The organism is Caulobacter sp. GW821-FHT10E02 (assembly GCF_059415225.1).
Genome location: NZ_JBWKMV010000002.1, coordinates 246,972 through 261,818 on the forward strand (window position 1 = coordinate 246,972; position 14,847 = coordinate 261,818).

Consider the following 14,847-nt stretch of genomic DNA (forward strand, 5'->3'; position numbering starts at 1 on the left):
CAGGGGTCAGACTTCGTCGACGCCCTGGGGATTGCGGGCCCGCGACTGCAGCCACATCACGCCGAGCAAGTCGGAGACCGAAGCCTTCAGGCGGCCAAAGTTCGTGTACTTCGACACGCCCGTCTCGCGGTGGCGATGGTTCACTGGCTGGAACGCCACCTCATAGCCCTCGCGCAGCATCAGCGCCGGGATGTAGCGGTGGATGTGATCGAAGTACGGTAGGCGGATGAACGCCTCGCGGCGGAAGGCCTTCAGGCCGCAGCCGGTGTCGTTGGCGGTGTCCTTCAGCAGGCGCTTGCGAACCCCGTTGCCGAACTTGGAGGCGAAGCGCTTGGCGTTGCTGTCCTGACGCTTGACCCGCTCGCCGCCGACCAGAGCGAGGGTCTCGGGACCGGCCTGCAGGGCTTTGGCCAGGCGCGGGGCGTCGGCCGGGTCGTTCTGGCCGTCGCCGTCCAGGGTGACGATGATCGGACCGCGCGCGGCCAGGATGCCGGTGCGCACGGCGCGGCTCTGGCCGGAATTCTTGCGGTGACCCAGCACGCGCAGCTGCGGGATCTCGGCCTTCAGGGCGACCAGGCGGGCCTTGGTGTCGTCGCGGCTGGCGTCGTCGACGAAGATCATCTCATAGGCCTCGCCGGCGAAAGCGGTCGCGATCTCGCGCGCCAGCTTCGGGGCGGCCTCGCCTTCGTCGAAGACGGGGACGACGACGGAAAAATCGGGGGTGGCGTTCATCGGCTTCTAATAGCCGAAAAATTCCCACACGAAAGGATCGTGCTAAACGTGGCCGCATGACGCTTGAATCTCGCCTGGATGACTGGAGCCGCGGTTGGCGCGGCCCTCTGTTCGCCGCGCTCGTCGCCCTGATCGCCGGCCTGCCCGGCCTGTTCGCCATGCCGCCGCTGGATCGCGACGAGTCGCGCTTCGCCCAGGCTACGTCCCAGATGCTGGAGACGGGCGACTATGTGGTCATCAAGTTCCAGGACCAGCCGCGCTTCAAGAAGCCGGTCGGCATCCACTGGCTGCAGTCGCTGAGCGTCAAGGCGTTCTCCGACGCCGAGGACCGCCGGATCTGGGCCTATCGCATCCCGTCCCTGCTGGGCGCGATGCTGGCGGCGGCGGCCTGCGCCTGGGGCGCGGCGGCTTTGTTCGATCCGCGCACCGGACTGATCGCCGGCTCGATCCTGGGCGCGACCTTCCTGCTGTCGTCCGAGGCCTTCATCGCCAAGACCGACGCGGCCCTGTGCGGGACCACGACCCTGGCCATGGCCGCCCTGGCCCGCGTCTACGCCGCCCAGCTGAAGGGCGAGAAAGCTGGTAAATGGACCAAGCTGGCCTTCTGGCTGGGCCTCTCCGTCGCCGCCCTGATCAAGGGTCCGGTCGGCCTGCTGGTCGCGATCTTCGCCCTGGTCGGCTTGGGCGTCTGGGACCGCAAGGCGGCCTGGATGAAGGACCTGGGCTGGACCTGGGGTCTGATCCTGTTCGCCGCCATCTGCCTGCCCTGGGCGATGATGATCACCGTGGCCACCGACGGCGCCTTCTGGGGCGCGGCCGTGGGCGGGGATCTGGCGCCCAAGCTGGCCGGCGGCCAGGAGGGTCACGCGGGTCCGTTCGGCTATCACGCCCTGCTCGCCCCTCTGCTGTCGTTCCCGGCCACCCTGCTGCTGCCGGCCGGCCTGGTGGTCGGCTGGACCAAGCGCAACGAGCCGGGCGTGCGCTTCGCCGTCTGCTGGCTGGTCCCGACCTGGCTGATGTTCGAGATCCTGCCGACCAAGCTGGTCCACTACGAGCTGCCCGCCTACGGGGCCCTGGCCATGCTGATGGCCGCCGCCGTACGCGAGCCGCTGGGCAAGCTGGTCCGCTTCATCGGCGGCGGGTTGTCGGTGCTGATGGGCGCGCTGCTGGCCGCGGTCGCCGTCTATGGGCAAGTCCAGTTCGGCACGGGCGGCGACATGGCCTGGACCGTGCTGGCCGCCGTCCTGGCCCTGGCCGCCGGGATCGCCGGGGCGGTGCTGCTGCTGCGCCACCACTCGGCCCGCGCCCTGGTCACGGCAGGGGTGCTGGGCGTCGGCGCCCACATCGCCCTGACCGCCGGCCTGATCCCGCACCTGGAGCCGCTGTTCCTGTCCAAGGACGTCGCCGACGCGCTGGACCGCACAAGACTTTCACCGCGTTCCGGGGCCGCTGGCCCCGTGGCCCTGACCGGCTATTCCGAGCCCAGCCTGATCTTCCAGCTGGGCACCGCCACCGAGCTGACCGATGGCGAGGGCGCGGCCGACGCGATCTCCGAGGGCCGCCCGGCCGTGGTCGAGGGCCGCGAGGAGAAGCCCTTCCGCGAGGCGCTCGCCGCCCTGGGCCTGACCCCGCACCCGGTGGCGACGGTCGAGGGCCTGAACTATTCCGACGGCGACAAGGAACGCCTGACCATCTACCGCGGCGAGCCTCAAGTGGTCGCCCCTGAAGAGGAGGGCCAGCCGTGAGCCGCTTCATCCAGATCGTCGAGGTCGGGCCGCGCGACGGCCTGCAGAACGAGAAGCTGTCGCTGTCGGTCGACGAGAAGCTCGACCTGATCCGCAAGCTGGAAGCCGCCGGCGCCAAGCGCACCGAGGTGGTGTCGTTCGTGAACCCCAACCGCGTGCCGCAGATGGCCGGCGCGGAAGAGATCATGACCGCCCTACCGGCTGACCTCGAGCACTCCCGCATCGGCCTGGTGCTCAACATGCGCGGCTGGGAGCGCTGCGTCGCCGCCCAGTGCGACGAGGCCAATGTCGTGGTCTGCGCCTCGGACGGCTTTGGCGTCGCCAACCAGGGCGCGACGGTGCGCCAGCAGATCGACACCCTGGCCGCGATCGCCGAACGCCAGGCCGTCGAGGGCGGTCCGCCGATCACCGCGACGATCTCGGTGGCCTTCGGCTGTCCGTTCGACGGCGAGGTCTCGGAAGACCAGGTCGTGGCCATCGTCCGCGAGGCCGCCGCCCTGGGCGTGCCCGAGATCGCCATCGCCGACACCATCGGGGTCGCCGATCCCTGGACCGTCCGCAAGCGCATCGAGGCCGCCCGCGCCGTCGCGCCGGATACCCGCCTGCGCATGCACTTCCACGACACCCGCAACACCGGCCTGGCCAACGCCTTCGCCAGCGTCGAGGCCGGGGTCGACGTACTGGACGCCTCGGTCGGCGGCCTGGGCGGCTGTCCATTCGCGCCGAACGCCACCGGCAATATCGGCACGGAAGACCTCGTCTACATGCTGGAACGGGCCGGCTTCGAGACGGGTTACGACCTTGCGGCCCTGATCGACATCGGCCGCGAGATCAGCGCCAAGCTAGGCAAGGCCCCCGCCTCGTCCCTGGCCCGCGCCGGAGGTTTCCCCGCATGATCCGTCTCACCGCCGTCGCCGTGATCCTCGGCCTGACCGCCTGCGCGGCCGCGCCCGCTCCGGCGCCTGGGCGCTGCGACGTGACGATCAAGTTCGGCAGCTACGGCATGGGCGTCGACCAGCCGCTGGCCGCGACGGTGGCCGACATGGTGAAGACCGACCCCGACATCGCCCGCTCGGAGCGCAAGCCCTGGGGCCGCGAGGGTGAATTCGACCAATGCCTGATGGTGAAGAAGGGTCGGAACGTGAAGGCGACGTACGAGCGCTATCGGGCGCTGCTGCCGGCGAAAAGCGTGAAGGCTCCGACCTCGATCGAAGGGCCGGATGGAGCGCGGTTCGAGACGATCGGGCCTATGTGATCGGAGTATCTCCCTCTCCCCTTGCGGGAGAGGGTGGCCCGCGCAGCGGGTCGGGTGAGGGGTCGCACCGGAAAGGCCGAGAAACCCCTCATCCGTCGCCTTCTCCCGCAAGGGGAGAAGGAAAAGGTTAGATCGGCCGCCCGGTCAGCTTCCACAGCAGCGGCCGGCACACGCTCATCAGCATGATCGCCGGGGCCAGCAGCACCGCCGCCGCGAACAGCTGCAGGCTGTCGGCGCGCTTGATGAAGTAGCGGGTCAGGCCGACGCCCTTGTGGAACTCGACCTTCAGCGGGTGTTCCTGGCTGGTGTGGCCCAGGTGGACGACCTCGGCCTTGGGCTGGAACAGCACCTGGCCGCCCGAGCGGCGGGCGCGCCAGCACAGGTCGATGTCCTCGACGTGCAGGAAATAGCCTTCGTCGAAGCCGCCCAGGGCCTCGAAGTCGCCGCGACGCATGGCGAAGCAGGCGCCCGAGATGGTCGGCATCGGGGCGGGACCGGCCGGCAACGGCTCGTTCTCGCGATGGATCTCGAAATTGGCCAGTTGCGGGTGGCGACGGGTGAACTGGCCGAAGCTGAGCACCGTGGTCATCGGCGTGACCTCGCCGCGACGACCGCCGCGCTGCTCGGTGCCATCGACGTTCATCACCCGGGCGCCGACCACGGTCGGGGTCGGCTGGCCCTTGAAGGCCTTGACCAGCGACGCCACGCAGTTGGGCTGCAGGTTGGCGTCGGGATTGAGGAAGACGATGTACTCGCCGCCCGCCGTGCTGGCGCCCAGATTGGCGCCGCGGGCGAAGCCGATATTGCCGTGGCCTTGCTTGAGCACGACCCGCGGCTCGGTCAGGGCCAGCGAGCGCAGCATGTCCTCGTCGCGTCCGTGGGACCCGTTGTCGACGATGACGAACTCGTCGACCAGCGGCTCGGCGAGGACATGCTTGATGCTTTCGATCAGCGCCTCTCCCGTCCGGTAGACGACCATGACGACGGACACGTTCGGACGGGCCGGACGCGCACCGACGGCAAGGGTCGAGACGGACGGGAGGATGCTGTTCATCAGGCGGTCACGGCCTCCGGGGCAGCCTTGGCCAGGCCTTGGATGCGGGCGAGGTCCGGCGGCGTGGCGTCGATCTTCAGCACGCGGAGGGCGTCTTCCAGCGACAGGATGTTCTGACCTTCACCGCCCAGGCGACGAAGGGCCAGTTGACCCGTCTCAGCTTCCTTACGTCCCACCACCGCGATCACTGGCACCTTGGCGAGGCTGTGCTCGCGAATCTTGTAGTTGATCTTCTCATTACGCAGATCCACTTCCGCGCGCATCCCCAGAGCCGTCAATTTCTCGACGACCTCGCGGGCATAATCATCGGCGTCGGACGTGATCGTGGCTACGACAACCTGCGTCGGCGCCAGCCAAACAGGCAGCGCCCCCGCGAAGTTTTCCAACAGAATGCCGATGAAACGCTCGAAGGACCCCAAGATCGCACGGTGAAGCATCACCGGACGCTTCTTCGAACCATCCTCCGAAACGTACTCGGCGTCCAATCGTTCCGGCAAAACGAAATCAAGTTGCAGCGTGCCGCACTGCCAGACACGGCCAATGGCGTCCTTCAGCGAGAACTCCAGTTTCGGGCCGTAGAAGGCGCCTTCACCTGGCTGCAGCACCAAGGTCTCGCCGGCTGCCTCGGCGGCGGCGGAAAGCGCGGATTCTGCTTTGTCCCAGACCTCGTCCGAGCCGGCGCGCAAGTCCGGACGCGTGGAGAACTTGGTGTCGGCCAGCGTCATGCCCAGGTCGTTATAGACGCTGCGCAACAGTTCGATGAACTTCGCGCTTTCCTCCGTGACCTGCTCTTCGCGGCAGAAGATGTGGGCGTCGTCCTGCGTGAACGCGCGCACCCGCATGATGCCGTGCATCGAGCCCGACGGCTCGTAGCGGTGGCAGGCGCCAAACTCGGCCATGCGCAGCGGCAGGTCGCGATAGCTCTTCTGGCCGACGTTGAAGATCTGGATGTGGCCGGGGCAGTTCATCGGCTTGACGGCCAGGACCTCGCCCTCGGCGCTCTCGCACATGAACATGGCGTGGCCGAACTTCTCGGCGTGGCCCGACTTCTCCCACAGGCTCTTGTCGAGGATCTGCGGCGTCTTCACTTCACGGTAGCCGGCCGCGTCGAGGCGACGGCGCATATAGTCCTCGAGCACGCGGTACAGGGCCCAGCCCTTGGCGTGCCAGAACACCATGCCCTTGCCCTCTTCCTGGATGTGGAAGAGGTCCATCGTCTTGCCCAGCTTGCGATGATCGCGACGCTCGGCTTCCTCGATGCGCTTCAGATGCGCTTCCAGGTCGGCTTCCGAGGCCCAGCTCGTGCCGTAGATGCGCTGCAGCTGGGCGTTGTTCTGGTCGCCGCGCCAGTAGGCGCCGGCCAGCTTCGTCAGCTTGAACGCCTTGCCGACATGCTTGGTCGACGGCAGGTGGGGACCGCGGCACAGGTCCTTCCACTTCTCGCCCTGGTGATAGACCGTGATCGTGTCGCTGGCCGGCAGGTCACGGATGATCTGGGCCTTGTAGCTTTCGCCCATGGCCTCGAAATCGGCGATGGCCGCGTCGCGATCGACCTCTTCGCGGCGGATCTTCTCGTCGCGATCGACGATCTGACGCATCCGCTCTTCGATCTTCGGCAGGTCTTCCAGGCTGAACGGCTCTTCGCGGGCGAAGTCGTAATAGAAGCCGTCCTCGACGTTCGGGCCGATCGTGACCTGCGTGCCGGGGAACAGCTCCTGCACGGCCTCGGCCAGCACGTGGGCCGTGTCGTGGCGGATGGTGTCGAGGGCCTCGGGCGCGTCGCGCGTCAGGATCTCGAACTTGCGCTCGCCCTGCAGCAGGTCGGGCGTCAGGGCGCGATCGAGGTCGAGAACCTGGCCATCCAGCTTGATCAGCAGGGCCTTCTTCTCGAGCGACTTGGAGATGGCGGCGGCGACGTCACGCCCCGTCGAGCCATCGGGATACTGACGGGCCGAACCGTCGGGGAAAACCAGATCGATCATTCTTCACACATCCACTTGCGTGGCTGATGTCGCGGGGGCGGCGGGTCGTAGCCCGAGCCACCTAACGGATTGCATCGGCAAATCCGTCGCAACGCCAACCAGGAACCCTTGAGCGGGCCATGATCCTTGAGGGCGGCCGCCGCGTACTCCGAACAGCTCGGCGCGAAACGGCACTGCCGCCCGATGAGGGGCGAGAGCGTCAACTTGTAGGCCCTGAGGCCCAAATCGACGGTGCGTTCGTAGAAGGTCATGCCTGCGCGCGACGCCTGTTAGTCCAGTAAAGCACTAACCCCCTTTGAGGGGCGATCAAGCCGCGCCGGCGGTGCTAGTTCGCGTTTCACCGACGCCTGTGGCCTTACGGACAGCCTCGACCGTCGCGTCGAACGCCAGCAGCGTCGAGGCGTGACGGGCGGGATAGTCCTTGACCGGCTCCAGCACGGCGAGCTCCGCAAAGCGGCCCGCGGGAGGCGAACCGTTCGTCTTCAGCATAGCGGCAAGAGAGTCGCGCGCCAACTCGATGTCGGAAAGTTCCGCGCCGATGATGTTCTGGCCGAGGATCGCGGCGGATGCCTGGCCCAAAGCACAGGCCGAAACATCCTGGGCGTAGTCGACGACTTTGCCGTCCTGGACCACCACATCGACGACGATCCGGCTGCCGCACAGCTTGGCGTGTTTCTCGCTGCTGGCGTCGGGCGCGGAGAGGCGTCCGGCTCGCGGCATGTTGGCCACGAGCGTCAGGATCCTGGCGCTGTAGAGGTCGTCGATCATCGCTAGCTTAAGATGGGGACTTCTGGCGCTCGGACCAGATGGCCTCGGCTCGATCGCGCACGGCCTCGCCCATCTCGGTGAAGGCGGCCTTCAGCTTGCGGCGCTCGTCGCGACTGACGAACCGCAGCAAGAGGCCCATGAACAGCTCGCCGTTCGAGAAGGTCGAATTGCCCGGCCCCATGCTCTCGACCTCGAGATAGCGGATCGCCGTGACGAAGCCGCCCAGCCGGGTCGAGCGCCAGTGCAGCTGCTCGTAGGGCACCCAGTCCTGGACGATCGGCGTGATCACCGTGGCCGGCTGACCGGGCAGGTGCTGCTCCAGCGTCAGGGTCGTGCCGATCTTCAGCTGGCCCTCGGCCTTGCGGTAGAGCGGGTTCCAGTCCTTCCAGGTGTCGAAGTCCGACACCAGTTCCCAGACGATCTCGGCGGGGGCCTGGACCCCGATGCGGTGTTCGACGGCGCGTTTCATGAGTGTAATTTCTAATCCCGAACCAAGCCGCCGTCGACCACCAGGTTCTGGCCGGTGACGGCGCGGCTCCAGGGCGAGGCGAAGAAGAGGACGGCGTCGGCGAACTCGGCCGGCGTGGTCACCCGGCGCAGCGGCGTGCTCTGGGCGATCAGATCGAAGATGGCGTCCGGCGTCGCGGCGCTGGCGTCGGTGGTGCGCAGCAGCCCGCCCGAGACCATGTTGACCGTGATGCCGTCGGGGCCGAGGTCGCCGGCGGCCGTGCGGGTCAGCGACAGCAGCGCGGCCTTGGCGGCGGTGTAGTCGTGATACGGCACCACCGGGTTCTGGAAGAGGTTGGTGCCGATATTGATCACCCGGCCGAACCCCGCCGTCTTCATGGCGAGCGTTGCGGCCTGGATCAGGTTCAGCGAGCCGCGCAGGGCGACATCCATCTGGCTCAGGAAGTCGGACCACTCGATGGTGTCGATCTTGGCCCGGCCGTCGCCGTTGAAGCTGAAGTCGCCCAGGGCGTTGTTGACCACCGTGGTGACGTGATGGCCGAACGCCTCGGCCGCGTCATTGACCAGCCGGCGAGCCTCGATCGGATCGGAGACGTCGGCCTGGATGGCCACGGCGCGCTGGCCAAGCTCATCGACCAAGGCCTTGGCCGCCGCTTCGCTGCGGCGGTAGTTGACCACCACCCGGGCGCCGTTGTCGACGAAGGCGCGGGCGATGGCGGCCCCCAGTCCCCGGCCAGCGCCGGAGACCAGGACCACCTGCTTTTCGAACGTCACGTCGTTCAGTCCTTCATGCGCCAGGTAGCGCCCGACGGGCCGTCCATGACCACCACGCCCAGGGCGTCGATCTCGGCGCGGATGGCGTCGGCGGCGGCCCAGTCCTTGGCGGCGCGAGCGGCCAGGCGCTTGGCCAGCAGGTCCTCGACCTGGGCCTTCAGCTCGTCGGAGGCGTCGCCTTCGAACCAGCTGTCCGGATCGGCCTGCAGGAAGCCCAGCAAGGCGCCGGCCTCGATCAGGCGAGCCTTGTTGGCGGCGATGGCGACCGTGTCGCCGGCCGTCACGGCCTTCTCGATCAGGCTCGACACCTCGAAGAAGCTCGACACCGCCAGCGGCGTGTTCAGGTCGTCCAGCAGGGCGGCCAGGGTCTCTTCCGGCGCTTCCATGGCCTGGTCCATCGGCACGTCCTTGGCGCGACGCAGGGCGCCGTACAGGCGGTCCAGCGACTTGCGCGACTGCTCGATCAGCTCGGGCGTCCAGTCCAGCGGCTGGCGGTAGTGGGCCGACAGCAGCGCCCAGCGGATCACCTCGCCCGGCACGTTCTGCAACAGCTCGTGCGGGATGACGACATTGCCCAGGCTCTTGGACATCTTCTCGCCGGCCATGTCGAGGAAGCCGTTGTGCATCCAGTAGTTGGCCAGCACCTCGGTCTTGTGGGCGCAACGGCTCTGGGCGACCTCGTTCTCGTGGTGCGGGAAGGTCAGGTCGATGCCGCCGGCGTGGATGTCGATCGTCTGGCCCAGGGCCTTCTCGATCATCGCCGAGCACTCGATGTGCCAGCCCGGACGGCCCGCGCCCCAGGGGCTTTCCCACTCGGGCTCGTTTTCCTTGGACGGCTTCCACAGCACGAAGTCGGCCGGGTGGCGCTTGTAGGGCGCGACCTCGACGCGGGCGCCGGCGATCATCTCGTCCAGCGCACGGCCCGACAGTTGGCCGTAGTCGGCGAAGCTCTGGGTGTCGAACAGCACGTGGCCTTCGGCGGCGTAGGCGCTGCCGTTCTCGACCAGCTTGCCGATCATCTCGACGATCGCGCCGATGTGGTCGGTGGCGCGCGGCTCCAGGGTCGGACGCAGCGCGCCCAGGGCGTCGGCGTCCTGGTGATAGGCGGCCAGGTAGCGCTCGGTGATCACCGAGATATCGACGCCTTCCTCGGCGGCCTTCTTGTTGATCTTGTCGTCCACGTCCGTGACGTTGCGCGCATAGACCACCGCGTCCTCGCCATAGAGGTGGCGCAGCATGCGGAACAGCACGTCGAACACCACCACGGGGCGGAAATTGCCGATGTGGGCATGGTTCCAGACCGTCGGACCGCAGACATACATCGTCACCCGGTTCCGGTCGGCGGGGACGAAGTCGCGCTTCTCGCGCGTCAGGGTGTCGTGGATCTTCAGGGTCATTGGGTCGCGGCAACCTAACGTAACGGAGGTGTTGCTCCCCGAGGGAGCCGGCCCCATATAGCTAGGACGCACGCTCTCCACCACTTGTTTGGTCCTGAGCGCGCGACGGGTGGCACGCGTAATTCCGGAGCGACAGGCGCTTCGGCGCAACTCAGCCCGGGAAGAACCCCCTTCACAACATGGACGCACTGTCTCGCGAGCGAACCCTGATCGGCACGGATGACGCCGGTCTTGATCTTGAACCCGCCCAGCGCCCCACCCGAGACGAGGCCATGGCCGCCGTCCGGACCCTGCTGGCCTGGGCCGGCGACAACCCCGACCGCGAAGGCCTGCTCGACACGCCCCAGCGCGTGGTCGACGCCTATGGCGAGTGGTTCGCCGGCTATCAGGGCGATCCGGCCAAGGAGCTTTCGCGCACCTTCGAGGACGTGCAGGGCTATGACGACATGGTCATGCTGCGCGGCATCGACGTGCAGAGCCACTGCGAGCACCACATGGCGCCGTTCCTGGGCAAGGCCTGGATCGCGTACATGCCGACCGGCAAGGTCGTGGGCCTGTCCAAGCTGGCCCGCCTGACCGAGATCTTCGCCAAGCGTCTCCAGACCCAGGAGACCATGACCATGCAGATCGCCGACGCCATCGAGGACCACCTCTCGGCCGCTGGCGTGGCCGTGCTGATCGACGCCGAGCACCAGTGCATGAGCACCCGCGGCGTCCACCACCACGACGTCTCGACCATCACCACCCAGTTCCGCGGCGTCTTCAAGACCGACAAGGTCCTGCAGCAGCGGTTCATGGACCTGGTGCGGAAGTAGTCTGGATAGATGCTCCCCCGCGATGCGGGGGAGCTGTCACGGAGTGACTGAGGGGGCCAACGCGGCCTGCGTCCAGCTCGCCCCCTCCGGCCCTCCGGGCCACCTCCCCCGCATCGCGGGGGAGGATCTTGACCCTAAGCCGCCCGCCAGATGCCTTCGCGCAGCCGCGCCACGCACGCATCCACGGGGCGGTGGACCAGCGTCACCAGCACGAAGCTGATCAGCATCAAGAGATACCAGGCGCCCATCTTCTCGATCGGCACCAGATGCCAGCCCTTGGCCTGGCTGGGATAGATCCAGGCCCCGGCGAAGGTGCCCAGGTTCTCTGCGAACCAGATGAACAGCGACACCAGCACCAAGCCCATCAGCATCGGCATGCGGCGGGCGACCTGGTCGGGCGTGAACACGAACCAGGTCCGGCCGAACAGGATCGCCGACAGGGCGAATAGCCCCATCCGGAAGTCGATGATGTAGTGGTGGCTGAAAAAGTTGACGTAGATCAGCACCGCCAGGATGTGGGTGCTCCAGAACGGCGGATAGCGGATGAAGGTGATGTCGAAGAGCCGCCAGATCCGCGCGATGTAGCTGCCGACGCAGGCGTACATGAAGCCGGTGAACAGCGGCACGCCGCCGATCCGCAAGAGGCTGGGCTCGGGATAGATCCACGAGCCGTGGGCGGTCTTGAACAGCTCCATGACCGTGCCGACCAGGTGGAAGATGAAGATGACCAGCGCCTCTTCCCAGCGCTCCAGCTTCAGGGCCAGCAGCATGGCCTGGATGGCGACGGCGGCGATGACGAGGAAGTCGTAGCGCGCCAGCGGCGCGCCAGCTGGCCAGAACAGGTGCGTGCCGACCAGCAGGGCCAGCATCAGGCCGCCGAACAGGCAGGCCCAGGCCTGCTTCAGCCCGAACAGCAGGAACTCGTAGGCATAGCCATGCCAGCGCGACTGGCGCGCCCACGGTCTCGCCTTCACGTCCAGCGCCGCCACGCCGGCCTTGATGCGGTCTTTCAGGTTCATCTCGTCCCCTAGAAGTCGGGGAAACTAGCGCGGGGCTCAGGCCTGCGCCATATGTGGCGCCATGAGCACCGACCTGTTCCTTCACGCCCACACCAAGCACGATCTGGAGCGCGGCTCGTCCCTCGCTCCACGCTTCAACGCAGATGGCCTCGTGGTCGCGGTGGCCCAGCACGCCGACACCGGCGAGATCCTGATGCTGGCCTGGATGAACGCCGAGGCGCTGAAGCTGACAGTGGAAACCAGCATCGCCCACTACTTCAGCCGCTCGCGGGGTGAGCTCTGGAAGAAGGGCGAGACCAGCGGCCAGCTGCAGGACGTCGCCGAGCTGCGGGTCGACTGCGACCAGGACGCGGTGCTGCTGAAGGTGCGCCCGCGCGGCGACGGCGGCGCCTGCCACGTCGGCTTCCGTTCGTGCTTCTATCGCGTTCTTGAAGACGGACAGCTCGTCGAGCGGGAAGCGCCGATCCATGACCATCCCTGAGGCCCTGATCGCCTTCACCGTGGCCGCGGGCCTGCTGACCCTGACCCCGGGCCTGGACACCGCGCTGGTGATCCGCACCGCCGCCGCCGAGGGTCCGCGCCGGGCCACAGGCGCGGCGATCGGCATCGGCCTGGGCTGCTTCATCTGGGGCGCGGCGGCGGCCTTCGGGGTCGGGGCGCTGCTGACCGCCTCGGAGATGGCCTATGCGGTGCTGAAGTGGACCGGCGCGCTGTTCCTGGCCTGGACCGGCATCCGCATGATCCTGAAACCCCGCGACCAGTTCGAGCCCGGCGAGATGAAGGCCATCGACGCCGGCCCGATCGCGGCCCTGCGGCGGGGCCTGCTGACCAACCTGCTCAATCCCAAGGTCGGGATCTTCTATGTGTCGTTCCTGCCGCAGTTCATCCCGGCCGGGGTCGCGCCGGCGCGGTTCGGGCTGCTGCTGGCCGGCATCCACGTGGTGCTGGGCCTGCTGTGGTTCGCCGCCTTGATCGCCGCGACCGTGCCGATCGCCGGCCTGCTGCGCGTGCCGGTCGTGGTCCAGTGGCTGGACCGGGTGACCGGCTGCGTGTTCGTGGCGTTCGGCCTGCGGCTGGCGCTGGAGCGGCGCTAGCCTTCCTTCAGCGCCTCGACACCACCGCCGCTCGCCGGCGTCACCACGTACCGCTTCAGCACGCTGGTCTCGTACTTGGTCTCCACGATCGTCGAGACCTGCATCAGTTCGCCGGTCGCCTTGCCGTGCTCGAGCGTCAGCAGCAGGAAGCCCTTGGCGCTGGGGTGGGCGTACTTCACTTCCTTGTTGCGCTGAGCGAAGGCCTCGCCCAGCGGCACGCCGGGCAGGATGTCGCCATAGCCGGGCGAGGTCACCGAGGTCGCGCCGAACTCGGCCGCCACCCGGCTCTTGCCGGCGTCGTCCCACAGCTCGTTGACCCAGAACATGTGGCTGTCGCCGGCCAGCACGATCGGCCGGGCCTTGGCGGCGGTGAAGATGTCGTAGACCCGCTGGCGGTCGGCCGGATAGCCGTCCCAGGCGTCGAGGTTCGAGGGGATGTCAAAGGCCGACATCGCCACCGTCTGGGCGATGCGCTTGGACGCATAGTCCGGCAGCTTGGCCAGCAGGGCGTTGAACTTCTCCTCGCCCATGGTCGCCTTCAGGTTCGGCGGCGAGACGCGGGCCATGACCACCTGGTTGCCCAGCACCTGCCAGGCGGTGTTGGTCTTCACCGAGGCGCCGACCTCGCCGGCCAGCCATTGCTCCTGGCCCTCGCCCATCATGCGGTGAGCGGGGTCCTTCCACGCCTTGACGAAGGCGGCGACGTCCGGCTTGCCGTCGACCATCGGCATGTCGGTGTCATAGTCCATCTGGTGCGTGCGGGCCGTCAGGCGCGTCTCGACCATCAAGAGGCTGGCGACGTCGCCGAACTGGAAGCCGCGCCAGGCGGCCTCGGGCAGGGTCTTGGCGCCCGGATCGCGGATCGGCATCCACTCGTAATAGGCCTTCAGGGCCGCGGCCTTGCGCGTCGCCCAGTCGCCTTCGGTCTTGGGATCGTGGTTCTCAGCCCCGCCGATCCAGCTGTCGTTGGCGGTCTCGTGGTCGTCCCAGACGACGATCCACGGCGCACGGGCGTGGGCGGCCTGGGCGCCGGGGTCGGTCTTGTACTGGGCGTGGCGGCGGCGATAGTCGTCCAGCGTCACGATCTCGTGGATCGGATCATGGGTGCGCTGGGCGGCGACGGCTGAGTTCATGCCGTAGTCCTTGGGACCACCGCCATATTCGTAGATGTAGTCGCCCAGGTGCACGACCGCGTCGACGCGGGCCAGCTTGGCGATGGCGTCGTAGGCGTTGAAGTAGCCGTTCGGATAGAGGCTGCACGACACCACCGCCAGGACGACGTCCTTGGTCGCGCCCTTGGGCAGGGTCTTGGTGCGGCCGCTCGGCGACGTGACGCCATTGGCCTTGAAGCGATACCAGTACTCGGTCCCGGGCTTCAGGCCCGCGCCGTCCAGGTCGTGCTTGACGGTCCAGTCGGCGCTGGCCTTGGCACGCAAGGTCTTGCTGCTGGCGACCAGGGTCTTGAAGTCGGGATCGGCCGCGACCTCCAGCTCGACGGCGATGTCGCCGGCCGGAGCGTCCTTGGGCGTGACGCGGGTCCAGAACACCACCGCCGTGGGCGAGGGATCGCCGCTGGCCACGCCGTGGGCGAAGGCCACGGCGCCTTTGTACCAGGTGATCGGCTGGGCGACGGCCTCACCGGCGGCGGCGCCCGACAGGCCCAACAGGCCCAGAACCTTACGGCGATCGATCTTCACGGGGCGGCCCTCCCGGCTGCGGTTACGCGTACAGAACAATAGGACGA

General features: G+C 67.8%; 16 protein-coding genes and 1 pseudogene. 6 read left to right on the forward strand and 11 right to left on the reverse strand.

What is annotated here, in order from left to right:
- Positions 1-6 precede the first annotated feature (6 nt).
- Positions 7-732, reverse strand: a complete 726-nt coding sequence (locus AC07NI_RS10990; RefSeq protein WP_494618846.1) for a glycosyltransferase family 2 protein — start codon at positions 730-732, stop codon at positions 7-9.
- Between the two features lie 56 nt (positions 733-788).
- Here AC07NI_RS10990 and AC07NI_RS10995 point away from each other — a divergent pair, with 56 nt between their 5' ends.
- The 3 genes from AC07NI_RS10995 to AC07NI_RS11005 are packed head-to-tail and all read left to right on the forward strand — an operon-like array spanning position 789 to position 3,732.
- Positions 789-2,477 carry an ArnT family glycosyltransferase gene (locus AC07NI_RS10995; RefSeq protein WP_494618847.1) on the forward strand — a complete coding sequence of 563 codons (1,689 nt, stop codon included), beginning with the start codon at positions 789-791 and terminating at the stop codon, positions 2,475-2,477.
- Positions 2,474-3,373, forward strand: a complete 900-nt coding sequence (locus AC07NI_RS11000) for a hydroxymethylglutaryl-CoA lyase (protein ID WP_494618848.1) — start codon at positions 2,474-2,476, stop codon at positions 3,371-3,373. Before AC07NI_RS10995 ends, AC07NI_RS11000 begins: the two co-directional genes overlap by 4 nt.
- Positions 3,370-3,732, forward strand: coding sequence for a hypothetical protein (locus AC07NI_RS11005; RefSeq protein WP_494618849.1), 363 nt, complete (start codon positions 3,370-3,372; stop codon positions 3,730-3,732). The genes AC07NI_RS11000 and AC07NI_RS11005 overlap by 4 nt, the downstream gene beginning before the upstream one ends.
- Here AC07NI_RS11005 and AC07NI_RS11010 read toward each other — a convergent pair.
- The 8 genes and pseudogenes from AC07NI_RS11010 to cysS all read right to left on the reverse strand — a co-directional run bounded on the left by AC07NI_RS11010 (position 3,725) and on the right by cysS (position 10,175).
- Positions 3,725-3,843 (reverse strand): annotated as a pseudogene (locus tag AC07NI_RS11010) (hypothetical protein). The gene AC07NI_RS11005 and the pseudogene AC07NI_RS11010 overlap by 8 nt on opposite strands.
- Positions 3,844-3,859: 16 nt before the next feature.
- Positions 3,860-4,786 (reverse strand): glycosyltransferase family 2 protein, encoded by a 927-nt coding sequence (locus AC07NI_RS11015; RefSeq protein ID WP_494618850.1) that lies wholly within the window; start codon positions 4,784-4,786, stop codon positions 3,860-3,862.
- Positions 4,786-6,768 (reverse strand): threonine--tRNA ligase, encoded by a 1,983-nt coding sequence (thrS, locus tag AC07NI_RS11020; protein WP_494618851.1) that lies wholly within the window; start codon positions 6,766-6,768, stop codon positions 4,786-4,788. The genes AC07NI_RS11015 and thrS overlap by 1 nt, the downstream gene beginning before the upstream one ends.
- Positions 6,765-7,019, reverse strand: coding sequence for a membrane protein insertion efficiency factor YidD (gene yidD, locus AC07NI_RS11025; protein ID WP_494618852.1), 255 nt, complete (start codon positions 7,017-7,019; stop codon positions 6,765-6,767). The genes thrS and yidD overlap by 4 nt, the downstream gene beginning before the upstream one ends.
- A gap of 55 nt (positions 7,020-7,074) precedes the next feature.
- Entirely contained in the window at positions 7,075-7,536 is a 462-nt protein-coding gene (locus AC07NI_RS11030; RefSeq protein ID WP_494618853.1) for an iron-sulfur cluster assembly scaffold protein, read from the reverse strand.
- Positions 7,537-7,543: 7 nt separating this feature from the next.
- Complete coding sequence (locus AC07NI_RS11035) at positions 7,544-8,005, reverse strand: SRPBCC family protein (RefSeq protein WP_494618854.1); 462 nt, start codon at positions 8,003-8,005, stop codon at positions 7,544-7,546.
- A gap of 11 nt (positions 8,006-8,016) precedes the next feature.
- The gene (locus AC07NI_RS11040) at positions 8,017-8,778 is read right to left on the reverse strand and encodes a 3-oxoacyl-ACP reductase (RefSeq protein ID WP_494618855.1); all 762 of its coding nucleotides are present in this window, start codon (positions 8,776-8,778) and stop codon (positions 8,017-8,019) included.
- A 5-nt stretch (positions 8,779-8,783) separates the two neighbouring features.
- Positions 8,784-10,175, reverse strand: coding sequence for a cysteine--tRNA ligase (gene cysS / locus AC07NI_RS11045; protein ID WP_494618856.1), 1,392 nt, complete (start codon positions 10,173-10,175; stop codon positions 8,784-8,786).
- 179 nt (positions 10,176-10,354) lie between these two features.
- Between cysS and folE the strand changes: the two genes are divergently transcribed.
- Complete coding sequence (gene folE / locus AC07NI_RS11050; protein WP_494618857.1) at positions 10,355-10,990, forward strand: GTP cyclohydrolase I FolE; 636 nt, start codon at positions 10,355-10,357, stop codon at positions 10,988-10,990.
- Between the two features lie 134 nt (positions 10,991-11,124).
- On the opposite strand, the gene AC07NI_RS11055 is transcribed toward folE, so the two are convergent.
- Positions 11,125-12,009: a DUF817 domain-containing protein gene (locus AC07NI_RS11055; protein WP_494618858.1), complete on the reverse strand. Its 885-nt coding sequence runs from the start codon at positions 12,007-12,009 to the stop codon at positions 11,125-11,127.
- Positions 12,010-12,070: 61 nt separating this feature from the next.
- On the opposite strand from AC07NI_RS11055, the gene hisI reads away from it, so the two are divergent.
- Together hisI and AC07NI_RS11065 are read left to right on the forward strand one after the other, a co-directional pair.
- Positions 12,071-12,490: a phosphoribosyl-AMP cyclohydrolase gene (hisI, locus tag AC07NI_RS11060; RefSeq protein ID WP_494618859.1), complete on the forward strand. Its 420-nt coding sequence runs from the start codon at positions 12,071-12,073 to the stop codon at positions 12,488-12,490.
- A complete protein-coding gene (locus AC07NI_RS11065) occupies positions 12,477-13,103 on the forward strand; it encodes a LysE family translocator (RefSeq protein WP_494618860.1) in 627 nt (208 codons plus the stop codon). Before hisI ends, AC07NI_RS11065 begins: the two co-directional genes overlap by 14 nt.
- Here AC07NI_RS11065 and AC07NI_RS11070 read toward each other — a convergent pair.
- On the reverse strand, positions 13,100-14,800 hold the full coding sequence (locus AC07NI_RS11070; RefSeq protein ID WP_494618861.1) for an alkaline phosphatase D family protein: 1,701 nt from the start codon (positions 14,798-14,800) through the stop codon (positions 13,100-13,102). The genes AC07NI_RS11065 and AC07NI_RS11070 overlap by 4 nt on opposite strands.
- Between the last annotated feature and the right edge of the window lie 47 nt (positions 14,801-14,847).